21 protein-coding genes and 2 pseudogenes are annotated in these 24,018 nt (G+C 49.5%); 6 read left to right on the top strand and 17 right to left on the bottom strand.

Annotated features, from left to right (window positions below):
* Positions 1-76 precede the first annotated feature (76 nt).
* Both IO95_RS05575 and IO95_RS05570 read left to right on the top strand, forming a co-directional pair.
* A complete protein-coding gene (locus tag IO95_RS05575; RefSeq protein WP_023490534.1) occupies positions 77-1,270 on the top strand; it encodes an amino acid aminotransferase in 1,194 nt (397 codons plus the stop codon).
* A gap of 33 nt (positions 1,271-1,303) precedes the next feature.
* A complete protein-coding gene (locus IO95_RS05570) occupies positions 1,304-1,666 on the top strand; it encodes an MmcQ/YjbR family DNA-binding protein (RefSeq protein ID WP_023490535.1) in 363 nt (120 codons plus the stop codon).
* A gap of 72 nt (positions 1,667-1,738) precedes the next feature.
* Here the strand turns inward: IO95_RS05570 and uvrA are convergent, their stop codons facing one another.
* Positions 1,739-4,570: an excinuclease ABC subunit UvrA gene (gene uvrA / locus IO95_RS05565; RefSeq protein ID WP_023490536.1), complete on the bottom strand. Its 2,832-nt coding sequence runs from the start codon at positions 4,568-4,570 to the stop codon at positions 1,739-1,741.
* 287 nt (positions 4,571-4,857) lie between these two features.
* Between uvrA and ssb1 the strand changes: the two genes are divergently transcribed.
* Positions 4,858-5,397, top strand: coding sequence for a single-stranded DNA-binding protein SSB1 (ssb1, locus tag IO95_RS05560; RefSeq protein ID WP_037384195.1), 540 nt, complete (start codon positions 4,858-4,860; stop codon positions 5,395-5,397).
* A 429-nt stretch (positions 5,398-5,826) separates the two neighbouring features.
* Here the strand turns inward: ssb1 and IO95_RS05550 are convergent, their stop codons facing one another.
* The gene (locus IO95_RS05550) at positions 5,827-6,642 is read right to left on the bottom strand and encodes a LysR family transcriptional regulator (RefSeq protein ID WP_160165608.1); all 816 of its coding nucleotides are present in this window, start codon (positions 6,640-6,642) and stop codon (positions 5,827-5,829) included.
* A 13-nt stretch (positions 6,643-6,655) separates the two neighbouring features.
* A complete protein-coding gene (locus IO95_RS05545; RefSeq protein ID WP_037384189.1) occupies positions 6,656-7,537 on the bottom strand; it encodes a nuclear transport factor 2 family protein in 882 nt (293 codons plus the stop codon).
* Between the two features lie 411 nt (positions 7,538-7,948).
* Between IO95_RS05545 and IO95_RS05540 the strand changes: the two genes are divergently transcribed.
* Complete coding sequence (locus tag IO95_RS05540; RefSeq protein ID WP_023491484.1) at positions 7,949-9,310, top strand: NCS2 family permease; 1,362 nt, start codon at positions 7,949-7,951, stop codon at positions 9,308-9,310.
* Between the two features lie 79 nt (positions 9,311-9,389).
* On the opposite strand, the gene IO95_RS05535 is transcribed toward IO95_RS05540, so the two are convergent.
* Together IO95_RS05535 and IO95_RS25975 are read right to left on the bottom strand one after the other, a co-directional pair.
* Positions 9,390-11,138, bottom strand: a complete 1,749-nt coding sequence (locus tag IO95_RS05535; protein ID WP_023491483.1) for a SulP family inorganic anion transporter — start codon at positions 11,136-11,138, stop codon at positions 9,390-9,392.
* A 297-nt stretch (positions 11,139-11,435) separates the two neighbouring features.
* Positions 11,436-11,588, bottom strand: a pseudogene (locus IO95_RS25975) (type II toxin-antitoxin system prevent-host-death family antitoxin); the annotation flags it as partial.
* Between the two features lie 50 nt (positions 11,589-11,638).
* On the opposite strand from IO95_RS25975, the gene IO95_RS05530 reads away from it, so the two are divergent.
* Together IO95_RS05530 and IO95_RS25055 are read left to right on the top strand one after the other, a co-directional pair.
* Positions 11,639-12,616, top strand: a complete 978-nt coding sequence (locus IO95_RS05530; protein ID WP_235186733.1) for a calcium/sodium antiporter — start codon at positions 11,639-11,641, stop codon at positions 12,614-12,616.
* A gap of 135 nt (positions 12,617-12,751) precedes the next feature.
* A pseudogene (locus tag IO95_RS25055) lies at positions 12,752-12,853 on the top strand (LrgB family protein); the annotation flags it as partial.
* Between the two features lie 126 nt (positions 12,854-12,979).
* On the opposite strand, the gene fis reads toward IO95_RS25055, so the two are convergent.
* The 12 genes from fis to IO95_RS05470 all read right to left on the bottom strand — a co-directional run bounded on the left by fis (position 12,980) and on the right by IO95_RS05470 (position 23,827).
* Positions 12,980-13,276, bottom strand: coding sequence for a DNA-binding transcriptional regulator Fis (fis, locus tag IO95_RS05525; protein WP_023491481.1), 297 nt, complete (start codon positions 13,274-13,276; stop codon positions 12,980-12,982).
* A gap of 7 nt (positions 13,277-13,283) precedes the next feature.
* Positions 13,284-14,261, bottom strand: coding sequence for a tRNA dihydrouridine synthase DusB (dusB, locus tag IO95_RS05520; protein ID WP_037384187.1), 978 nt, complete (start codon positions 14,259-14,261; stop codon positions 13,284-13,286).
* A gap of 336 nt (positions 14,262-14,597) precedes the next feature.
* Positions 14,598-15,335, bottom strand: a complete 738-nt coding sequence (locus IO95_RS05515; RefSeq protein ID WP_023491479.1) for a carbonic anhydrase — start codon at positions 15,333-15,335, stop codon at positions 14,598-14,600.
* 191 nt (positions 15,336-15,526) lie between these two features.
* The gene (prmA, locus tag IO95_RS05510; protein ID WP_023491478.1) at positions 15,527-16,408 is read right to left on the bottom strand and encodes a 50S ribosomal protein L11 methyltransferase; all 882 of its coding nucleotides are present in this window, start codon (positions 16,406-16,408) and stop codon (positions 15,527-15,529) included.
* A 12-nt stretch (positions 16,409-16,420) separates the two neighbouring features.
* Positions 16,421-17,866, bottom strand: a complete 1,446-nt coding sequence (gene panF, locus IO95_RS05505; RefSeq protein WP_023491477.1) for a sodium/pantothenate symporter — start codon at positions 17,864-17,866, stop codon at positions 16,421-16,423.
* The gene (locus IO95_RS05500; protein WP_023491476.1) at positions 17,856-18,098 is read right to left on the bottom strand and encodes a YhdT family protein; all 243 of its coding nucleotides are present in this window, start codon (positions 18,096-18,098) and stop codon (positions 17,856-17,858) included. The genes panF and IO95_RS05500 overlap by 11 nt, the downstream gene beginning before the upstream one ends.
* Before the next feature lie 215 nt (positions 18,099-18,313).
* Positions 18,314-19,657, bottom strand: coding sequence for an acetyl-CoA carboxylase biotin carboxylase subunit (accC, locus tag IO95_RS05495; protein ID WP_023491475.1), 1,344 nt, complete (start codon positions 19,655-19,657; stop codon positions 18,314-18,316).
* Between the two features lie 11 nt (positions 19,658-19,668).
* On the bottom strand, positions 19,669-20,127 hold the full coding sequence (gene accB, locus IO95_RS05490; RefSeq protein WP_023491473.1) for an acetyl-CoA carboxylase biotin carboxyl carrier protein: 459 nt from the start codon (positions 20,125-20,127) through the stop codon (positions 19,669-19,671).
* Between the two features lie 155 nt (positions 20,128-20,282).
* The gene (gene aroQ / locus IO95_RS05485; RefSeq protein WP_023491472.1) at positions 20,283-20,735 is read right to left on the bottom strand and encodes a type II 3-dehydroquinate dehydratase; all 453 of its coding nucleotides are present in this window, start codon (positions 20,733-20,735) and stop codon (positions 20,283-20,285) included.
* A gap of 277 nt (positions 20,736-21,012) precedes the next feature.
* Positions 21,013-21,621, bottom strand: a complete 609-nt coding sequence (gene msrQ, locus IO95_RS05480; RefSeq protein ID WP_023491471.1) for a protein-methionine-sulfoxide reductase heme-binding subunit MsrQ — start codon at positions 21,619-21,621, stop codon at positions 21,013-21,015.
* Positions 21,622-22,623, bottom strand: a complete 1,002-nt coding sequence (msrP, locus tag IO95_RS05475; protein WP_037384185.1) for a protein-methionine-sulfoxide reductase catalytic subunit MsrP — start codon at positions 22,621-22,623, stop codon at positions 21,622-21,624. It abuts the gene before it with no gap.
* A 226-nt stretch (positions 22,624-22,849) separates the two neighbouring features.
* On the bottom strand, positions 22,850-23,827 hold the full coding sequence (locus IO95_RS05470; protein ID WP_023491466.1) for an MDR family oxidoreductase: 978 nt from the start codon (positions 23,825-23,827) through the stop codon (positions 22,850-22,852).
* Positions 23,828-24,018: the final 191 nt, after the last annotated feature.

Raw genomic sequence — 24,018 nt, 5'->3', positions numbered from 1 at the left:
GACGAGTATACCCCCCAGTGAAATCAGGCTGAACTTTATTGAACGGCCAACTAACCCAAATCAGGAGAACCAACCCGTGTTCCAGAATGTTGATGCTTATGCCGGTGACCCGATCTTGTCGCTGATGGAAAAATTTAAAAAAGATCCCCGTGCGCACAAGGTGAACCTGAGTATCGGTCTTTATTATAACGAGCAGGGCATCATCCCGCAGATGAAGGCGGTTGCTGAGGCGGAAGCCCAGTTGAACAGCGTTGAGCAGGGGGCATCTGTTTATTTACCCATGGAAGGTCTGCAACCTTACCGCAGCGCAATCCAGCAGTTACTATTCGGTGCTGAGCATTCCATGCTGCAACAAGGGCGTATCGCTACCATCCAAACCGTAGGCGGCTCAGGTGCATTAAAGGTGGGGGCCGACTTCCTGAAAAAGTATTTCCCGGACTCGCAGGTTTGGGTAAGCGACCCGACTTGGGAAAACCACGTAGCCATTTTTGCCGGTGCGGGTTTTGAGGTGAATACTTACCCCTATTTCGACAGCGAAAACCTGACTGTGAAGTTTACGGCGATGCTGAATGCCCTGAAGCAACTGCCTGCCAAGAGCATTACACTGCTACACCCTTGCTGCCACAACCCGACGGGATCAGACCTCACGGCACAGCAGTGGGATCAAGTGGTTGATGTGATTAAAGAACGCGAATTAATACCGTTCCTCGATATCGCCTATCAAGGGTTCGGTGGTGGTATGGAGCAGGATGCTTATGCTATCCGTGCGATTGCCGCTGCAGGTTTGCCATGCCTGGTGAGTAACTCGTTCTCGAAAATCTTCTCGCTTTACGGTGAGCGGGTAGGGGGGCTTTCTGTGGTGTGTGAAAGCAGTGAGGCCGCTGAACGCGTGCTGGGGCAACTGAAAGCGGCGGTGCGCCGTAACTACTCCAGTCCGCCGAATTTTGGTGCACAAGTGGTGGCAAAAGTGCTCAATGATCCGCAATTGAGCAGCGAGTGGCTGGCAGAAGTGGAGTCTATGCGCCAGCGTATTTTAGAAATGCGTAAAGTGTTGGTTACTACGCTCAAAAGCGCATTACCACAACGTAATTTTGATTACCTGCTGGAGCAGCGTGGCATGTTCAGTTACACCGGCTTTAGCGCGGCACAGGTTGAACGCCTGCGTGAAGAGTTTGGTGTCTACTTGATCCACAGTGGCCGCATGTGTGTAGCAGGGCTGAATCATAATAACGTTCGTCAGGTGGCGGAGGCCTTTGCTGCGGTGCAGTAAAGGCGGTCCGGGCCGTTATCAAAGGAGATAACTGTGAACAAACAGCAATTGCTGGATTACTGCCTGACTAAACCGGGCAGTGAACAGGATTATCAGAGCGACTGGCAGGCCGATCGGGTTAGAGTCGCGGAGAAAATGTTTGCACTTATTGGTGAAGCCTATGGGCGGCCCGTGATCTCATTAAAGTGTGACATAGAACTGGCGGAACAGCTGCGTGAGCAACATGCTGAAATTATCCCTGGTTACTATTTGAATAAAGCGCATTGGAACAGTATCTACCTGGATGGCGCTTTGCCAGACTTACAGTTTTACCAACTGATTGATATGTCATATCAACTGGTGGTGGCGGGGTTATCGAAGAAGAAGCGCCAGGAACTGGGAATCTGTATCTCCTGAATAATTCGCGTTGTATTTAAGTATTACGGGTATAACGAAAACCGCTCCTGCTTGATACAGGAGCGGTAACCATCACTTTTTATTCAGTATCGGCTTCAGGAAGCGCGCCGTATGGGATGCTTTGCAGTTCGCCACGGTTTCTGGCGTGCCAGCAACCAGAATTTCACCGCCGCCGCTGCCACCTTCCGGGCCCAGATCGACAATCCAGTCTGCGGTTTTAATCACATCCAGATTATGCTCAATCACCGCGATGGTATTGCCTTGATCGCGTAACTGATGCAGCACCGCCAGTAACTGCTGGATATCAGCAAAATGTAGGCCAGTGGTCGGTTCATCAAGGATGTATAGTGTCTGCCCGGTACCGCGTTTTGACAATTCACGCGCCAGTTTCACCCGTTGGGCTTCACCACCAGACAGTGTAGTGGCCGACTGACCCAAGCGGATATAGGACAGGCCCACTTCCATCAGTGTTTGCAGCTTACGTGCCAGTGCTGGCACCGCATCGAAGAAATCGCGTGCCTCTTCAATGGTCATTTCCAGCACTTCGTGGATATTCTTGCCTTTGTATTTCACTTCCAAGGTTTCGCGGTTATAGCGCTTACCTTTACATTGGTCACAAGGAACATAGATGTCCGGCAGAAAATGCATTTCTACCTTGATCACCCCATCCCCCTGGCAAGCTTCACAGCGGCCACCTTTAACGTTAAAACTGAAGCGGCCCGGCGTATAGCCACGGGTGCGTGATTCCGGCACACCGGCAAACAGTTCACGTACTGGCGTAAAGATACCGGTGTAAGTGGCTGGGTTAGAACGCGGTGTTCGGCCAATGGGGCTCTGGTCGATATCAATCACTTTATCGAAATGTTCCAACCCGCTGACTTCACGATAAGGGGCGGGTTCGGCAATCACCGCGCCATTGAGCTGGCGTTGGGCAATAGGGAACAGCGTATCGTTAATCAGCGTGGATTTCCCTGAGCCGGAAACCCCGGTAATGCAGGTAAACAGCCCAACCGGCAGGGTTAGCGTCACATCTTTCAGGTTATTGCCGCGAGCACCGGTCAGCTTCAACACTTTGCTAGGGTCGGCAGGTACTCGTTGTGCTGGAATGGCGATTTCACGTTTGCCACTCAGGAACTGGCCAGTTAATGAATCCGCTTGTGCCATGATATCGTCAACGCTGCCCTGAGCGACCACCTGCCCGCCGTGCACACCGGCACCGGGGCCGATATCGATCACATGGTCTGCGGCACGGATAGCATCTTCATCGTGTTCTACCACGATCACCGTGTTACCCAAATTACGCAGATGGATTAAGGTTTCCAACAGGCGTTCATTATCACGTTGGTGCAGGCCAATGGAGGGCTCATCCAGCACATACATTACGCCCACCAGACCCGCACCAATTTGGCTGGCCAGACGGATACGTTGCGCCTCGCCACCGGACAAGGTTTCTGCAGAACGGGACAGGGACAGATAATTCAAGCCGACGTTAACCAGGAATTTCAGGCGGTCACCAATCTCTTTCAATACTTTTTCGGCGATCTGGGCGCGTTGACCACTCAGCTTCATATTCTGGAAGAAGGTCATGGCATGGCCGATGCTGAGATCGGAGATCTCTGGCAAGGTGGTATCTTCCACAAACACATTACGTGCTTCTTCACGTAGGCGTGTACCGTGGCAGGTCACACAAGGGCGATTGCTGATAAACTTGGACAGTTCTTCGCGCACCGCACTGGATTCGGTTTCTTTGTAGCGCCGTTCCATATTGTGCAGCACACCTTCAAACGGATGGCGGCGCACGGTGGTATCACCGCGATCATTGATATACTTGAATTCAATGGTTTCTTTGCCAGAACCATTCAGTACCGCTTGCTGAACCTGGCGACTCAGGCTGTTGAATGGTGCTTCCACATCAAAATCATAATGATCCGCCAGTGAGCGTAGCATCTGGAAATAGTAGAAATTGCGGCGATCCCATCCGCGAATCGCCCCACCCGCCAGTGACAGTTCTGGATTTTGCACCACACGTTCAGGGTCGAAAAACTGTTGCACCCCAAGCCCATCACAAGTGGGGCAAGCCCCTGCTGGGTTGTTAAATGAGAACAGACGGGGTTCCAGCTCACTCATACTGTAGCCGCAAATTGGGCAAGCAAAATTAGCGGAAAACAGCAACTCTTCGGCTTGTTCATCGTCCATATCGGCAACCACTGCCGTACCACCAGAGAGCTCCAAGGTCGTCTCAAAGGATTCAGCCAGACGTTGCGCTAAATCGTCACGGACCTTGAAACGATCCACCACCACTTCAATGGTGTGCTTTTTTTGCAATTCCAGCTTGGGTGGATCAGAAAGGTCGCACACCTCACCGTCAATACGCGCCCGGATATAACCTTGGGCCGCCAGGTTTTCCAATGTTTTGGTATGCTCACCTTTACGATCTTTCACTATCGGTGCCAGCAACATCAGGCGTTTGCCTTCTGGCTGGCTGAGCACGTTATCCACCATTTGGCTAACGGTTTGTGCCGCCAGCGGAACCTGATGCTGTGGGCAGCGCGGCTCACCAACGCGGGCAAATAGCAGGCGCAGATAGTCGTGAATTTCGGTGATGGTGCCGACGGTAGAACGCGGATTATGTGAAGTGGACTTCTGTTCGATCGAAATCGCGGGCGAAAGCCCTTCAATATGATCGACATCCGGCTTTTCCATCAACGACAGGAACTGGCGTGCATACGCAGAGAGTGATTCGACATAACGCCGTTGCCCTTCGGCATACAGGGTATCAAAGGCCAGTGATGATTTGCCCGAACCAGACAGGCCGGTAATGACGATCAGCTTGTCACGCGGGATAATCAGATTGATATTTTTGAGATTATGAGTACGAGCACCACGAACTTCGATATTGTCCATTTACACTTCCCGGCTTGATAATACACCGCACCCGATCAGGTTTTTTTGCCCGCTATTTTGTGGTTCAGGGAGCCAAAAAAACGGCACGGCCAGTACGAAACGCATAATTATGGCATAAAAAAGCCTGAATGAATATCCAGTATGTGAATGCAATAAAGTTGGTTACAGAGACAATAATGGAACATACTTCGCAGGTATAATCTAAGCATATGGCATGCTACAATTTGTAGCTTAGACTTAGCAAAACGTGGTTTAGAGCCACTTAATGACTCATCAGGAGATTCAACATGGCCAGCAGAGGCGTAAACAAAGTAATTCTGGTCGGGCATCTGGGCCAAGACCCTGAGGTTCGTTACATGCCTAATGGTGGCGCAGTGGCCAACATCACTTTGGCGACCTCTGAAAGCTGGCGTGACAAAACCACTGGCGAGCAGAAAGAGAAAACTGAATGGCACCGTGTGGTGTTGTTTGGCAAGCTGGCTGAAGTAGCGGGTGAATATCTGCGTAAAGGTTCTCAGGTTTATATCGAAGGTGCCCTGCAAACCCGTAAATGGACCGATCAGGCCGGTGTAGAAAAGTACACTACTGAAATTGTGGTCAATGTGGGTGGCACCATGCAAATGCTCGGTGGCCGCCAAGGTGGTGGTGGTGCCGCACCTGCGGGTGGGCAGCAGCAAGGGAGTTGGGGGCAGCCTCAGCAACCACAAGGCAGCAACCAGTTCAGCGGTGGTCAGTCCGCTCCGGCTCCGGCGCGCCCTGCACCAAGCAGCCCGCCAGCCACCAGCAATGAACCGCCGATGGACTTTGACGACGATATTCCGTTCTAAGTGCGCTAGCGGCAATATAACGGCTCCCTGCATAGGGAGCCGTTGTGTATACAAGCAGCTCGCATTACTTTGTGTATAGATTAGGTAATGTCGGTTTTCTGCATTATAGCCACCCATCTGAAATATAAAGCGGTTCGCTATTGGGCGCAGTTATATAAGAGTGGCAAACTTTTCTGCAAATTGATTGAAGGTTCTGGCTGGTCTACCCAAAACTTTCTCTACATCGTGAGTGACATAATCGTAATTCCCCTGAGCAAACCAATCGAGGATCTCAGCCAATTATTAGTCTATTCAAACCGAGCTCATTTACCGCAAAAGTCAAAACTATTTCTTCAATTTATTAGGAGTAATACGGCTCAATTCCGACAGCTACTGAGTAAATAGCTTTAGGTCGTGATACGCTGGGTGCCCCTTGCTAAGGTGTAAAACTTAATTTTTATCAAAAATATAGGTTTTAAGAGTATCCAAAACTATTCGGGCTGCGTTGCTTAATTTACTGTTTCGACCATAAGTAAGGTATATATCATACTCATAGGGAATCAGATTAGCATTTACATGCAAATTTTCAGACCTTTCTATTTCTAGCCATCGCTCCGAAAGGTAGACCTCAATGGGTAATGTTTCGGCTAATGACTTTAATAACTGCATGGAAGGAACGACCAAATGCGGAACCCTTTCATCATAAATGAATGTTTTATCATAGGTAGCTAATGGTAATGCCTCAGAGATATCAATTTTTGCATGTCTATATGCTGACAACCTGTCAGTGCCTACCTTACACACACGTAGCTGAATATTATCAGGAATGCCAGCCCGCAAAGCGAAATCGATATTTTCAGTATTAACATCAACAAGTTCGCTTGAAAACTCGAACTCCAATTGGATCGATGGATGTTTATCGAGTAACATTGGTAATATTGGATATATATAAACTTGAGCCAATTCAGGCAGTGTTGCTATTTTTACGACATGATGTGAATTTCCCAGTTCTTTTTTATGCTGGATAAATTCATGCTGTAAAATTTCTAACTGGCTACCGAAGCGCTCTAAAAAACGATCACCATCTTTAGTTAATGTTACTTTTCTTGTGGTTCGATAAAATAGATTAACCCCCAATTCCTTTTCGAGGGCATTAATCTTGCGAATTATCGTAACGATAGGTATAGACAGTTTTCGTGAGGTGGCACTAAAGTTGCCCATACGGGCAACCTCACAAAAAAGTTTTATTGCATTCAAGTCGATCATAGAGCAACCAGTATCAAAAAACAGCATCCCTGTTGTTTATATTATCTCTAGGTATCGCCTTGAGTCCATCCCAATGCTCAACAATTTTATAGTTATTATCAAACCTGAGTACATCAGTAACGGATAAAACCTCTTTGCCATCAGACCACTTGGCATGGATCGCTGCAAAATCCCCCATGACAATAACTTTTGATATGTCGATATGGTTCTTGCTCCCCGATTTCTTTAGCTCAGAAACGAGGTCTATTAATGCATCCTTATCTGACTTTCCACCAACAATCGCCGCTGGATTATGCTGGACAAAGTCACTGGATAGGTGCTTTTTAATGGCAGTGGAATCCAAGTCAGACCAAGTTGTATAGAAATAGTCTAGAGCGATAGAGCGAATTTTTTCTTTATCAAGACAACTGGTTACATCCAAGTTATGACCCGATGTATAAATTAAGGGGTCAGCGTCTTTGGGAAGTTCGTTTACAACATCCCAGTGCTCGGTGATCTTGCCATCATTTATACGATACCAGTCATAACTTATCTCAATAGGTTTTCCTTTCAAGTAATCGATTGACTGGGTCAACACAAGATCATTTTCAGCTATAGAGCGAACATTCTTCACTTCGAATGTCGGCATATTACTCTTCATATAACCGATTAAGTTAGCCAATGACTTTGACCCGTCCTTACCATTGGGAACATGTTGGATGTAACGACTTTCACTTATATACTTATGAATATCATTAGCATTCTTATTGTTGAAGTTATTAATTGCTGAGTTGATGGCAACACTTATATTGTTAGCGTGATAATTGGAAATATTACAATCGTTATTAGCAATTGCATTATTGCAAATAAACAAAACGGAACTAACAAGACATAAGCTTGGAATATTTTTACGCATCGATAAACCTCCTGTTTTATATAGATCCAGTATGCGGTTAATAACAATGAAAAACTATATACCAAAATGGTAAGGTCTTTTCCATTATTCGATGTTAAGCCCTAATTTATTGCATTTAATACCGTTTGCCGTGGTGAACGAAATTTGCTCTCCCTTAAATACAATGACTGACTCATCCCTTCTCTTGAGTCAGAACGACAATTTTGCTGTGTTCACAACGCGCTGGCCAGTTTTGCTTGCCTATGGCTATGCTTGATCTCATACCTTCTGCATAAATTGTCGCGATCTTGGGTTGATTAGACACTATCTAAGGTTGGATAATCGTTTGCCTTAAAAGTACCTCTTGATAACCGCCGCCGTTTTAATGGCGACGGGTAGAGAGGTGGACAATAAAACACAGGGGATAACAACATGTCGAATTCTCAAGCGAATAACGCCGGGAAACCAAAGGGCGTGCTTGACGGATATTTTCAGCTTTCAGCACGTGGTACCAACGTGCGTCAAGAGGTGGTAGCAGGCCTGACCACCTTCTTGGCAATGGTTTATTCAGTGATCGTGGTCCCCAGTATGCTCGGTAAAGCGGGTTTTCCACCAACGGCCGTGTTTGTGGCGACCTGTCTGGTTGCAGGGCTGGGCTCATTGCTGATGGGGTTGTGGGCTAATTTGCCAATGGCGATTGGTTGTGCGATTTCATTGACCGCATTCACCGCCTTTAGCTTAGTGTTGGGTCAGCAGATCTCCATTCCTGTCGCGTTGGGGGCGGTATTTTTGATGGGGGTATTGTTTACCTTTATCTCGGTAACGGGTATCCGCACCTGGATTTTGCGTAATTTACCCATGGGGGTGGCTCACGGTACAGGGATTGGTATCGGGCTGTTCTTGTTGTTGATCGCCGCTAACGGTGTCGGTCTGGTGGTGAAGAACCCACTGGATGGTTTGCCGGTGACATTAGGCGCTTTCACCTCGTTTCCGGTGGTGATGACATTAGTGGGTTTGGCGGTTATTTTTGGCTTGGAAAAATTGCGCGTGCCAGGAGGGATCCTGCTGGTGATCGTGGTTATCTCGGTTGTTGGCCTGATTTTCGACCCGGCAGTGACATATCAGGGGCTGTTCGCTATGCCAAGTTTGGCAGATGCTGATGGCAATTCACTGATTTTTAGCCTGGATATCAAAGGGGCTTTGCAACCGATAGTATTGCCAAGCGTGTTGGCGTTGGTGATGACGGCGGTGTTTGATGCCACTGGGACTATCCGAGCGGTAGCTGGGCAGGCTAATCTGTTGGATAAAGATGGCCAGATTATCAACGGGGGTAAAGCATTAACTACTGACTCCCTGAGCAGCATTTTTTCCGGGTTGGTGGGTGCTTCACCCGCAGCGGTTTATATCGAATCTGCTGCAGGTACTGCCGCTGGCGGTAAAACTGGTTTGACGGCAACCGTGGTTGGGTTGTTGTTCTTGTTGATCCTGTTCTTGTCGCCACTCTCTTACCTGGTTCCGGTCTATGCCACAGCACCCGCATTGATGTATGTGGGGTTGTTGATGCTGAGTAACGTCACCAAACTGGATTTCAACGACTTTGTTGATGCGATGTCGGGTCTGTTGTGTGCAGTATTTATTGTGCTGACCTGTAATATCGTTACCGGCATTATGCTGGGCTTCAGCTCGCTGGTGATTGGCCGCATATTCTCAGGCGAGTGGCGTAAACTGAATATTGGTACTGTATTGATTGCCATTGCATTGGTGGCGTTTTATGCGGGTGGTTGGGCGATTTAAACCTGGTTTGCTGCAGGGCCGTTGTTCGGCCCTGCTGTTCTTTCTTCTCTACTGATATTTCCTCTGCCAAGGCGTGATATTACTCGCTAGCCACTGGTATCGGTGCGCTGGTTGTTGGGTGATGATCCCCTTTCGCTTTGTACTCTTTACTTTGAATCAAACGCAATGCCAGATACAGGTCGGGCACCAGAATCAGGTCCTGCTCTTTATTGTCAGAGTGTTTTATGCGGAACCAACGTGTCAGCTCGGTACGTCGGCCAGCCAGCACCAGAGTTATACCGCGCAATTTAAGTTCCCGTTTTAACTCATCGATAGCGGCGAGTACGCTGATATCTGGATGGGTGAAGCTGGCTACGGCGTCAATCACCACCCAACGGGATTGGAAAGGCGTGCCGTCCACCAGATTGGTGACTCGCCGTTTAAAGTAGGCCACATTAAAATAGGTCAGTGGCGAGTTAAAACGGTACATGATGACGCCATCCACCGGTTTAATACCATTATTGTTACCAATCGAATGGATCATTCCGTCATTATTAACCCCGAGCAACTGCTCGGTAGGGCGGAAAACGGTTTTTAAAAACTGTAATAACCCCAATAGAACAGCAAGACCAATACCGGGGATAATCCCCATCAGCAGTACGCTGATGAAGGTAAACAGGGCCAGATAAAACGCCGGACGGTTGCGTTTACGTAGCCGAGTAATGCTGCGCATATCCAGCAACGACCAGGAGGCGTAAATCAGTATCACGCCCAGCACTGCTGTGGGGATAAACTGTAAAGGTTGGCGACAGAATATCACCACTAAGCCGATTGCCAGTGCAGCAATAATGGAGACCAATTGGCTTTTGCCACCATTGGCATCATTCACAGCGGTACGGGAGTTTGCCCCGCTGATGGCGAACCCTTGTGATAGCCCGGAGACGATATTAACTAACCCCAACGCACGGAACTCACTGTCGGCATCAACCTCGTACCCGTTTTTGGCGGCGAAACTGCGTGCGGTGAGCATCATACTGACAAAGCTGACTACCGCCAGGTTTAACGCCGGTAGCACCAGTTCACGCAGTAAACCTGGTTTGAAGTCAGGCCAGGTTACCATGGGCAAACCCCCACCGCTAAAGCCCGCTGATACAGTTTCCACCCCAAAGCGTGGCAAATTTACCAGCCAGGTCAGCCCGGTGGTCAGGATGACGGCGAATAACGGAGCTGGCCAATTAGGCCGGGCGCGGTGTACCCCCAGCAGGATCAACAGTGTCAGTAGCGAGACACCAATGGTGGGCCAGTGACTGTTGAGTAAATTGTTTGGTAGAGCGTAAATGCGCTCAATCAGTTCACTGGATGGCGCGGGGAACCCAAATATCTTACTGATTTGATTTACAATAATTGTTAGTGCTACGCCATTGAGTAGCCCATGCAATATCGGGTGTGACAAAAGGTCGGCAATAGCACCCAGCTTGAAACGGCTGGCGATAAGGCACCAGGTGCCCATCATCAAGGTCATAATGATGGTTAATTGCCAATGGAGTTCGCTATTGCCTGCCGCCAGGGGGGTGACGACGGCGGCAATGACTGCACAGGTTGCCGCATCAGGCCCGACGATCAATTGCCGTGATGAACCGAATATGGCGTAGGCAATCATCGGTAGAATACAGGAGTAAAGCCCAACGATGGCGCCGACACCGGCTAATTCGGCGTAGGCAATCGCTACCGGTAACGCCACGGCGGCAACAGAGAGGCCTGCTTGGATATCAGGTTTTAGCCAAGTGCGCTCATAAGCGAACAGGTTCACTAGCCCGGGGGCTACTTTTTGCAGAGATTTCCACCGCATAGATGCTCTATCTGACATAGTTAATAATGTTTTTCTCAGGCTGTTGACTCCACAGACGGACTATACCTGAGGGGCAATCAGCCGATTTTTAATCAAGTCCTGGTGAATATTTATCAAAATTATCACCAGTATAGCAGAGGTTTCGTCGTGTCATTACGGCATTGGGCCATGCACAAAGGGCAGCGTTGGGGCCATATTTTACTTTGGTGGTGGCCAGTAGTCGCGGTAGCAAGCAACCCAGGCTTGAGCACAGTTGGAAAGATAGTTGCCATGGCACCATATCAATAATTTCACTTTCTACACCTCACCACTTTTGAGACTCTCGATGGAATCCATCAATCTGCGAGCATTCTTGGGTGAACTCAGTAAATAAGCCTTTTCTTCCAGTGACATCAACACTCAAGATTCGCCATGCTGACGGGTGATCAACACCGGTGCTCTATCTTCAATCCGATCAAATTTCTCGCTTAACATTCTATAATTAGGTGTACTTAAAACTCGTGGATAAAAATATGCTACTAGCGACGTTTGCCATCATGGTTGGTTTTGCAGTGCTGGTTTGGAGTGCTGACAAATTTGTCGAAGGTGCAGCCGCCAGTGCCAACTATGCGGGAATGCCACCGTTATTGATTGGTATGATCGTTGTGGGATTTGGTACATCGGCTCCCGAGATGGTGGTATCAGCCATGGCTGCAATGGAAGGTAATCCTGCTCTTGCTCTTGGTAATGCACTTGGCTCAAATATTGCCAATATTACCTTGATATTGGGTATTACAGCGATTATCGCCCCTATCGCGGTTCATTCGAACATCATTCGTAAAGAGTTGCCGATTCTCTTGCTAGTCACAGCAGTGGTGGGAGCTATGTTATGGAACCAACAAATAGGCGTTGCGGAAGCGTGGGGACTGATCGGCGGGTTTGTATTGCTGATAGGTTGGTCAATCTGGTGCGCATTTCGTTCAAAAGGTGACCCTTTAGAACAAGAAGTCGAGCAAGAGATCTCAACAAATGTGACAACGCTCAAGGCGGCTATTTTTTGGCTGATCTTGGGTTTAGCACTATTAATCGTCAGTTCCAGAATTCTGGTTTGGGGTGCGGTTGAAATTGCCCAGCAACTCGGTGTCAGTGATCTGCTGATTGGATTAACTATTGTCGCTTTTGGGACGTCTCTTCCTGAGTTGGCAACATCAATTGTGGCTGCTCGGAAAGGTGAACATGACATCGTAGTCGGGAATATCGTTGGCTCCAATATGTTTAATTCATTAGCGGTCATTGGGATCGCAGGCACCATTGAACCAATTACCAATATTGGTGCTGAAGTTTTCTGGCGTGATTGGACATCAATGCTATTTGCCACTGCGCTCTTGATGTTAATAGTGCGTTCTGGTAAATCACAAAGCATCAAGCGTGGCGAAGGTGTCTTGCTTTTACTGTGTTATCTTGGCTACAACACTTATCTGCTCTACGGAGCACTGTAAATCCTACCAGACATAGGTTTTTTGATCGTCAGTCTATTTGACAGGTAGCATCAAACCCGTTTCCTTCTCGCCTTAGCTTCTTCAATAATTTTCTATGCACCAGCTATCACTCGATCGTGAAGAATGCGGGAGGGCAAAGCAGCAAAACAGATGGGTGGCCAACCGGATTTGGTGGCGCTGTTTGTGGTGATTGCCGGTGTGTTTGGTATGGTTGTAGGGGATATTCTATGGTGCCGGAACCGCCAGAGCCTATGAAATGGGCGATATTTTGAGCACGCAAATTGCTGTGTCTCACGCAAAAACAAAAAGGCGCTTAACCCGATAAGGAAAAGCGCCTTTTATCAATAGGTTAACTGACTAGTATCAGTTCATACCATATTTTTTCAATTTCTTACGCAGTGTACCGCGGTTGATACCCATCATCAGAGCTGCACGAGTCTGGTTGCCACGGGTGTATTGCATCACCATGTCCAATAGTGGCTGCTCCACTTCAGCCAGTACCAGCTCATATAACTCATTAACATCTTGACCATTTAATTGAGCAAAATAGTTCTTCAGTGCTTGCTTAACCGAGTCACGCAGAGGCTTTTGAGTCACTTGATCCTGTGAATTTACAGTTGAAACGGTCAGTACGTCAGAATTTACGCGTTGTTCGAACATAGTTCTGTCAGCTCTTTGTTACGCTAAGATTTTCGAAATATGCCTCCAACGCCTCCAGCTGTTCGCTGGCATCCTCAATGGCGTTGAATGTGCGCCGAAACTGGTCATTCGGGGCATGCTCCTGTAAGTACCAAGAGACGTGCTTTCGAGCAATCCGGAATCCCTTGCCTTGACCATAAAAGCCGTGCAATTCCCGAATATGCTCTAACAACAAGTGCTTCACGTTGCCAAGTGGCATCGGTGGTAGCAACTCCCCTGTGTCCAGATAATGCTGGATTTCCCGGAAGATCCAAGGTCTCCCCTGAGCAGCACGGCCTATCATCAGGGCATCGGCCCCAGTGTAGTCGAGTACTGCTCTGGCTTTATGCGGGTCAGTAATGTCGCCATTCGCGATAATCGGAATGGTGACACGCTGCTTAACTGCTCGAATGCTGTCATACTCCGCGCTGCCGTTAAACAGACAGGCACGGGTGCGGCCATGAATAGTCAGGGCCTGTATGCCACAATCCTCGGCCAGTTGGGCAATCTCTACACAGTTACGGTGTTCTGGCTCCCAGCCGGTACGAATCTTCAGTGTTACCGGCACATCCACCGCGCTAACTACCGCGAGGAGGATCTGTTTAACCCGTTCCGGGTACTGCAGTAATGCAGAGCCGGCAAGTTTACGGTTCACTTTCTTGGCTGGGCACCCCATATTGATGTCGATGATTTGGGCACCGCTGGCCACATTAATGCGCGCCGCCGCCGCCATATCATCAGGATCACATCCGGCTATCTGTACCGAGCGGATCCCGGGTTCATCACTATGTACCATACGCAAACGCGACTTATCTGTACGCCACACCTCTGGATTGGAGGAGAGCATTTCAGATACCGTCATCCCAGCCCCCATTGCATGACACAAGGTTCTGAATGGGCGATCTGTGATACCGGCCATCGGAGCCGCAATCAGGCAATTTGTTAACTGGTGGTGTCCAATGCGCATTGACAAAGAATAACCATACTGTGTCTGCAAGGGCGCGTATATTACGCATTTTTTCGCTGAGATGAAAGGCCAAACTTTGACCAATTTACTGCAATTTATCAATAAAAATGCGCAACACAGTGAACGATAGGGATATTGTTTTTATTTAACAATGAATTACGAATTTTTGTTTGTTTTTTGCACAATAAAATATTCTCCACTCAACAAGATATTATCTTGGCATCCAGTAACGCGGGCCCAAGTTTATACAAGTTGCAGGGATGTTAGCAGCGTGAGTACATGTGGCCCATCCTTGGGCCCTGCCTGAGTAAAGGCAGGGCTAATCTCAGTCCACTATCAATCGACAATAACACGGCCATTCAGTGGTTGTACCGGGCGATTATTGGCATGGTGGATAACGCCACGGAACTGACTGATTTGCTCGGCAGAAGCGCTTACAGGCTGTTCCAGCACCAACCAACTAACACCTTCAGAACAAGGTGGCGTGGTCAGCGAACCACTGAAGCGATAGAATTTAAAGGTTTTAGGCAATAGGGCCTTGAGATCGACTGGTTTGTTTAACACAGCAGGTTGGTCAACCGCCGTTGGCATTTGTTGCCAGGCTTGCGCCAACTGCGGATTGGCTTTTCCTTCTTGGAACATCAGTGCCAATACAGCCAGAGCGCCTGCTTTATTTTTGTAAACAAAGTGACCTTCCAGCGGGAACTGCTTGCCATCGATTTCATTTTCGCTTGGTGCGTGGAAATGGAATTGCTGTAGCGTGAAGGTGTCGTTATCTAAACGTAACGTGTTCCCTTCACTGACATTGATTTGAATGGTATGGCCATTATTGACGATTTGCTGTTTACCCGGCTGAAAAGCCAGTTCAAGCTTACCGTGATGAGTTTTCAATGCACCTTGAATATTGACCGGAGATTGATTCTTACCAGTTTCACACAGTGAAAAATCTGGCGAGAGTTTACCCCAATGAGCGGGGTCTTCCTGCCCTTCATAACTCCAATGTGCATGCTGCTCTGCCGCAGAAATTGAGAAACTGGCCGCCAATAGGGCAGCTAACAATACTTTTCCTTTCATTGCGTTATCCTTTCTAACGAAAATGTCGATTACTTTGGTCAGATAGCCTCGGTGGGGCCGCTATCATCATTTCGTGAGGAAGAATACGCTTAGCGTGCTTAATAATAAATTGGCTGTTTGTCCTAAAATAAGGTGAAACCATCATAATTTATTGAAATTACGATGGTTTATTTTGATGGAAATAAGTGTAACTATTTGCGTTGGCCGGTAATCCGGCACCACTCTTCACGCTCACTCACCGGATCAAGCTTGAATTGCTGTTGGTAGGCTTGTGCCACACTGTCCGCTTGAGTCGCCAGCACACCAGAGAGCCCAAGGTGGCCGTTCGGTTTCACCAGTTCGCTGATAATGGGGGCCAATTCGCGCAGTGGGCCTGCTAGAATGTTGGCGACGACGACATCAGCCTGTAGATTGCTGGGCTGCTGTTGGGGTAAATAGAGCTCCAAACGTTCAGAGACGCCATTACGCTGGGCATTATCGCGACTGGCTTGAATCGCTTGGGGGTCGATATCAATGCCAATGGCGCGCGCGGCACCCAGTTTTAGTGCCGCAATTGCCAGGATGCCAGAACCGCAACCGAAGTCGATAACGGTTTTCCCGTTCAGGTCCAGGCCATCTAACCACTGCAGGCACAGCGCTGTCGTGGGGTGGGTACCGGTACCGAATGCCAGCCCAGGGTCGAGCATCACATTCACCGCATTAGGGTCAGGGACTTCGCGCCAACTGGGGCAAATCCACAAGCGTTCACCGAAGCGCATCGGGTGGAAGTTATCCATCCATTCGCGCTCCCAATCTTTATCTTCCAATTGCTCGATTTTGTGCAGGAAACCGCTACCCAACAACGGGTGCTGTTCGAGCATCGCTACCACTTCACTCATATCGGTTGCTGCATCAAACAGACCGATGACATCTGTATCTCCCCACAGCAGGGTTTCACCGGGTAAAGGCTCAAATACCGGGTTATCGTGGGTGTCCTGAAAGGTTACGGATACGGCACCGCTTTCAACCAGCGCATCGCTCAGGTCTTCTGCCTGGCTGCCGCTGGTGTTTAGTTTTAGTTGGATCCAAGGCATAACAATCTCTCTTTAAGAGGGTAAGGATGACGCCATCTGGCGCTTTTCACCGTAGGCGTTACCGAGATAAAACGCTAACAGGCTAAGCAGCAGCGAAGGCACAATAGGGTGTAGCCCGGCCAGTTGCAGCTTGAAGCTGGCTAATAGCGTATAGCATAACGCACCAACGACCATTGAGCTAAGTGCTCCCTGTGCATTAGCCCGTTCCCAGTACAATCCCAATACCAGTGGCCACAGGAATACCGCTTCTAGCCCACCAAAGGCTAACAGGTTGAGCCAGATGATCATTTCAGGTGGTCGCCAGGCCGCCAGCAGCACCAGCAATCCCAGGATTAAGGTGGTAACACTGGAGAAGCGTTTGATCCTGGTCTCATTTTGCATCTGCTGTGGGCGGATCCCTAGATAGAGATCTTTGACAATCGTGGCGGAGGATTGCAATAACTGCGCATTGATGGTCGACATGATGGCGGCCATCGGTGCCGCCAGGAAGATGCCAGCGGCGTAAGGAGGGAGCACCGTGATCATCAGTTTGGGGATCACCTGGTCAGGGATGGTCAGATCGGGAAGGACGGCACGCCCTAGCGCTCCCGCCAGATGCATACCCAACATCAGCACCGCCACCACGATAGTGCCGAGGATCATGCCACGGTGCACGGCTTTACTGTCGCGATAAGAAATGCAACGCACGGCGGTGTGTGGCAAGCCAATAACCCCGAAGCACACCAGGATCCAGAATGAAGCCATAAACGGCAGACTGAGGATCTGCTCAGCCCCTTGTGGGGTGACTAACGCCGGATCGATCTGTTGCAGTTTATCTACCGCACTGTGCAAACCCCCAGCGGCATGGATCACGGCAACCAGTAGCAAGATGGTGCCTAACAGCATCACCAGCCCTTGCATGGCGTCGTTGAGCACACTGGCACGGAAACCGCCCAGCGAGGTGTACAGCGCAATACTGACGCCAAAAATCAACAAGCCGGTATCGTAAGGAATACCCGCCGCAGTTTCCAACAGGCGTGCACCACCAATAAACTGTACAGTCATGGCCCCCAGGAAGGCGACTAGCAGGCTTAGGCTGGCTAGCCATACCAGCAGGCGACTTTGATAGCGGGCAAACAGCATATCGTTCAGTGTGATGGCCTGGTAACGCCTTGCCAGAATAGCAAACTTTTTACCGAGTACGCCGAGTGAAAGCCACACCGCAGGGAGTTGGATCATCGCCAGCAACACCCAGCCCAGACCGTATTTATAGGCAGCACCGGGTCCACCGATAAACGAACTGGCGCTGATATAGGTGGCGGTCAATGTCATTGCCAGAACAAAGCCTCCCATCGAGCGGCTGCCGAGAAAATACTCACTGAGGAAGTTACCTTTCTGGCGGCGATGATAGGCATAAAACGATAAGCCAAATACCAGTAACAGATAGGCGATTAGCGGCACAATGACTTCAATCTGCACGATTATCCTCCAGCGAGATATCGCGGAAGATGCCACGTACCATCAGCCAACACAGGCCGATAAACAGCAGTGGCAATAACAGACAAGCCATCTCGAACCAGTGCGGTAGACCGGTGATGCCAATGGCGTTGTCTGGCAGGTAAGCCGCCAGCGACCAGGCCAGCAGATAAAGTAGTGTCAAGCCCAGGGCCCAGCGTGCTTCACGGTGAGCTTGAACAAAGCGGGGTTCCATCCGTGCCTCCAAGGGTTTACGGTTATGGGTTGGCAAAGGAGGGGATTTTACGACAAGGGGCGCTTTTGCCAAGCTGTAATCTTATCAAGAGCGATAAAAAAACCGGTTAATGGCGGGCTGATTGAAGGGAAAACCGGGGGCATAGCGACAAATAAAAAAACACCGCCTCAAATTTGAGACGGTGTTTTTAATGACTGACTAACGGATTAGTCGATTTATTGCAGTCCGAGCTTCTTCTCCAGATAGTGGATGTTGGTACCACCATGCTGGAAGTTTTCGTCACTCATGATCTTTTGCTGCAGTTCCACATTGGTCTTGATGCCATCAATGATCAACTCAGCCAGGGCGTTTTTCATCCGGGCAATAGCGACATCTCGGCTCTCACCGTAGGTGATCAGTTTGCCGATCATTGAGTCATAGTACGGCGGTACAGTATAACCGGCGTAAATATGAGATTCCCAACGAACGCCAAAACCACCAGGGGCGTGGAAACGGGTAATTTTACCTGGACTTGGCAGGAAGGTATTCGGGTCTTCGGCATTGATACGACACTCTATCGCATGGCCATGAACCTTCACTTCTTTCTGCTTGATCGAAAGCGGCTGACCGGCAGCGATACGCAGTTGCTCTTTGATCAGGTCAACGCCAGTGATCATCTCAGTCACCGGGTGTTCCACCTGAATACGGGTGTTCATTTCAATAAAATAGAACTCGCCGTTTTCATACAGGAACTCAAAGGTACCTGCACCACGGTAACCGATCTCCATACAGGCTTTTGCACAGCGCTCACCGATATAACGGCGCAGTTCCGGGGTGATCCCGGGAGCTGGTGCTTCTTCGACCACTTTCTGGTGGCGGCGTTGCATAGAGCAGTCACGTTCAGCCAGATAGATAGCATTGCCCTGGCCGTCAGCCAATATCTGAATTTCGATATGGCGTGGGTTTTCCAGGTATTTTTCCATATAAACCATGTCGTTATTGAAAGCCGCTTTGGCCTCCGCTTTCGTCATGGAAATGGACTGCTCAAGATCTTTTTCACTGCGCACAACGCGCATACCACGACCACCACCACCACCAGAGGCTTTGATGATCACCGGGTAACCAATACGCTTGGCGAAGGCGCGGTTTTTATCCATGTCCTCCGTCAGTGGGCCGTCAGAGCCGGGTACGCATGGAACACCTGATTTTTTCATCGCATTGATGGCGGAAACTTTATCCCCCATCAAACGGATGGTTTCAGCGCGAGGGCCGATGAAAATAAAGCCCGAGCGCTCAACTTGTTCAGCGAAGTCGGCATTTTCAGACAGAAAACCATAGCCTGGGTGGATAGCCACAGCACCGGTAATTTCAGCAGCCGAGATGATTGCTGGAATATTCAGATAGCTTTTGACCGATGGAGCCGGGCCAATACAGACGGTTTCATCCGCCAGCAGGACATGTTTTAGATCGCGATCTGCACTTGAGTGAATGGCAACGGTTTTGATGCCAAGCTCTTTACAAGCACGCAGAATACGAAGCGCAATCTCGCCACGGTTGGCGATAACAATTTTATCAAGCATGGTGCGCCTCGTTATTCGATGACGACCAATGGCTCGTCATATTCAACCGGCTGGCCGTTTTCTACCAGGATAGCTTTGACCACACCGGATTTATCCGCTTCGATCTGGTTCATCATTTTCATGGCTTCAACGATGCACAGTGTATCCCCGGCGTTGACAGTCTGACCGACTTCTACAAACGCTTTGGCATCAGGGCTAGGTGTACGGTAGAACGTGCCGACCATCGGGGAACGAACGATGTGACCACTCATGGCTGCTGGTGCTGCAGGCGTTTCTGCGGCAGCAGGTGCACTGATGGTGGCCGGGGCAGGTTGAGGGGCTGGCATGGCGTACTGTTGCATTGTCGGGAAAGCCTGCACAGGTGCAGCACGGCTAATGCGAACTGACTCTTCGCCTTCAGAGATTTCCAGTTCAGAAATGCCTGATTCTTCAACCAGCTCGATCAGTTTCTTGATTTTACGAATATCCATGAGTGTGATTCCGTACTCTTTTGGTGTCTACCCGTGCTTCTTCAAGCGGTAGCTGGCAACGTCCTTCACGCCTCTCCCTTACCGGATTGACCCGGTTACAGAAAATGGGCTCTGTTGCTGCCTACCTACCCAGTGAATCGACTTGGGTATAACAATTAATGGGTTTTTAACAAACGGTTAACCGCTGCCTGTAACGCAAACGTATAGCCCTCGGCACCGAGACCGCAAATCACCCCTACCGCGATATCAGACAGGTAAGAGTGATGACGGAATGGCTCGCGGGCATGCACATTGGACAGATGGATCTCGATAAACGGGATCTGTACCGCCAACAGTGCATCACGCAGCGCTACGCTGGTATGCGTGAACGCCGCTGGGTTAATCAAAATAAAATCAGTATTACCCTGTGCCTGATGAATGCGATCAATTAATGCAAACTCGGCATTGGATTGCAGATGACCCAAGGTGATATCTAAAGCGAGTGCCTGGTTTTCCAATCCATTAACGATCTCTGTCAGTGTCGTGCTGCCGTACTTTTCCGGCTCACGCGTCCCCAGCAGATTCAGATTGGGGCCGTTTAGAAGCAAAATGTGAAACTTATCCGCCATTGTGCTGGTATCTCCGGCAATAAAACCATCATCGTAAAAAATAACCTGATGTCACCCATTTGTCACCTGTTACCGGGGGTTTTTATGCCAACGGCAGGGACAAGGTCAGGCATTATAATGATATCGTAGCAATTCGCAGCTAAATAGTGGTCTTATCAGCGAAGATATTCAACCCTAAATCAGCAAACAATGCATACTGCTACTGGATTATGAGGGGTAGAACACAGAAAAGTTCCGTATTTTAGCGGGGGATTGGGGCAAATAATCTTGTCGTTCTCTATGACTTAGGGCGCCACCATAAACGAAATTTCTTATAGCGCAACGCCAATAACAGTAGTGCCAATGTGGCATAGATCACCGGTGGTGGTGAGACGGTTTTCACCGACCATAAGTAATGAATGGGAGCGAGAATCGCCACCAGATAAACCAGGTTGTGCAGTTTTTGCCATTTCCCCGCTAATTGGCGTTGTGCCCATAATGTTGAGGTGGCGGCCAGCGCGAGCAGGATTAGCCAGCAGATCATCCCCAGGGTCAGATAGGGGCGGGTGACTAACTCATGCCCTAACAGGTTGATATTACTTAGCCCCAACTCCAGTGTCGAATAGCTCACCAGATGCAGGGTTGCCCAGGCAAAACACCACAAACCCAGCAGCCGGCGGGTACGCATTAACAACGGTTGCCGGGTGTAGCGTGCGAGTGGGGTCACCAGTAGCGTGGCCAGCAGCAATTTTAACGCCATCCTGCCAGTAAAGTGCTGAATGTCTTTGGCTGGATCAGCGCTTAACCCACCGTGCATCACTGCCAGGACCAGCCAAAGGAATGGCAGTAAGGCCGCCAACGTGATCAGCACCTTGAGTCCGGTAATCTGTTTGGCGGTTAAACGCATTTAGAAATTCTCCCGTAAATCGAGACCGCGATAGAGCGAAGCTACCTGGTCTGCATAGCCATTAAACAGTAACGTGGGTTGGCGCTGTACATCCAGAACGCCTCCAGCACCAATAAAACGTTCGGTTGCTTGTGACCAGCGCGGGTGGTCGACATGGGGATTCACATTGGCGTAAAAGCCATATTCATCGGGGGCAGACAGATTCCAAGTGGTGGGTGGCTGTTCACGTGTCAGGCTGATTTGCACAATCGATTTGATGCCTTTAAAGCCATACTTCCAGGGCGTAACCAGGCGCAGCGGGGCTCCATTTTGTGGTGGCAGCATCTTGCCATAAACGCCGACGGCTAACAGGGTAAGAGGATGCATCGCTTCATCAAGCCGTAAACCTTCAACATAGGGATACTGCAGGCCACCACCGATAAAACGATCTTTCTGACCGGGCATCTGCTCTGGGTCATACAGGGTCTGAAAGGCGACATAGCGGGCGTGACTGTTGGGTTCGGCCAGCTTGAGTAGCTTACCCAGTTCAAAACCGATCCAAGGTATTACCATCGACCAGGCTTCGACGCAGCGCATACGGTAAATACGCTGTTCCAAGGGAAAACGCTTGATCAGGTCATCAATATCTAGCGTGATGGGTTTACCCACTTCGCCATCGATCTTCACCTGCCAGTTGTCAGTTTTCAGCGAGCCGGCATTGGCCGCGGGATCGGCTTTATCCAGACCGAATTCATAGAAGTTATTGTAACCAGACACTTTGTCTTCCGGTGTCAGGGCCAGTTTGGCTTGCCAGACTTCAGGGGTGCTGAACGTCAGGGGTTTTCCCGGTGGCGCTTTAGGTCGATCGTTGCCTTTGAACCAAGATAATAAGTCGGCCCGACTCGGGGTGGGTAACGCCAGTGAGGCGGCGCTGAGCCCTAACGCCTGGAGTATTTTTCGCCGTTGATAAAATACACTTTCCGGCGTGACGTCGGCTTCGGTCAGTTTTCGTGGTTGTTTCATGTTTGGTTTCATTTTTGGTTTCCCACCTGTCTTGTCCCGCAATGTATGGCTAAGTATAAAATCAAGCGGGGAAAGCAGGCGTGTCAGAAGCATAATGATTATATAAACAAAATGTGAAGATTGGCTGTTTGCCTAAGAACTTGGTGCTTATACCCCTTGTTATGCAAGCTGCAGTAAACTTTGCAGCAGCTTGTATGACAAGGGGGTGTAGAGCGACTCGCAGCTGTCAGCGGACCTTTACCAAGGTACGGCCTGTCACCTGGTTATTGATCAGGGCGGCCGCGGTAGCAGGGACATCTTCCAGTTGAATTTCCTGAGTTGCCTGTTGGTAGAAACTCTCCGGCAGGAGGGTGGCCAGGCGTTCCCAGGCCATTTGGCGGCGATGTAACGGGGTTTGTACCGAATCCACCCCTTGCAGACGAACATTGCGCAGAATAAAGGGCATCACGGTGGTTGGCAGTTGGTAGCCCCCCGCTAGCCCACAGGCAGCAACGGTGCCGTTATAATTCATCTGTGCCAATACGCGAGCCAGTAATTTGTCGCCAACCGTATCAATGGCTCCCGCCCAGAGCTGTTTCTCCAATGGACGTGGTAATTCAAGATAGTCGCTGCGTGGCAAAACGGTTTTGGCTCCCAGTGAGTGTAAATAGTCGGTATTGCTACTGCGGCCACTGATCGCGGTGACGTTATAGCCCAGGGCAGCAAGCAGGGCGACAGCGGTACTCCCTACGCCACCACTGGCTCCGGTGACCAGAACATCACCATTGTTGGGGGTAACTCCCCCCTCTTCCAGCGCCATCACGCATAACATGGCGGTCAGACCCGCAGTGCCGAGGATCATCGCCTGGCGTTCACTCAGCCCTGATGGCAGTAGTGATAGCCATTCGGCGCAGACACGGGCCTGTTCTGCCAAGCCCCCCCAGTGATTTTCACCGACACCCCAGCCAGTGAGGATAACCTGCTGACCCGGTTTAAAACGTGGGTCTGTACTGCTGTGAACCTTTCCGGCAAAGTCGATACCCGGCACCATGGGAAAATGACGAATGACCTTTCCTTTGCCGGTAATGGCTAGCGCATCTTTATAGTTAAGGCTTGACCAGTTGATATCGACCAGCACCTCACCCTCTGGTAATTGAGCGCTGTCTATCTCTGTCACTTGCGCCAGGACTTGATTGTCTCGTTGTTCCAATAACAATGCACGCATGTCATTATTCCCCTTGTTTTTTATTCTCTATACTTAAAGTTACTGCAGGTGATAAGGGGCAGCAATGCCTTTGAGCAAGATCCGGTTTTTTACATTCAGGTTGATTGAAAGGGTCGGTAGGTAATCACGGGTGAGCAAAAAAAATAGTTTGCACAATTTTATTTGTTCGATTGGCGCAGGTAGTCAGCAAC

Source organism: Serratia sp. DD3 (assembly GCF_000496755.2).
This window is presented reverse-complemented; position numbering and strand designations above follow the sequence as displayed.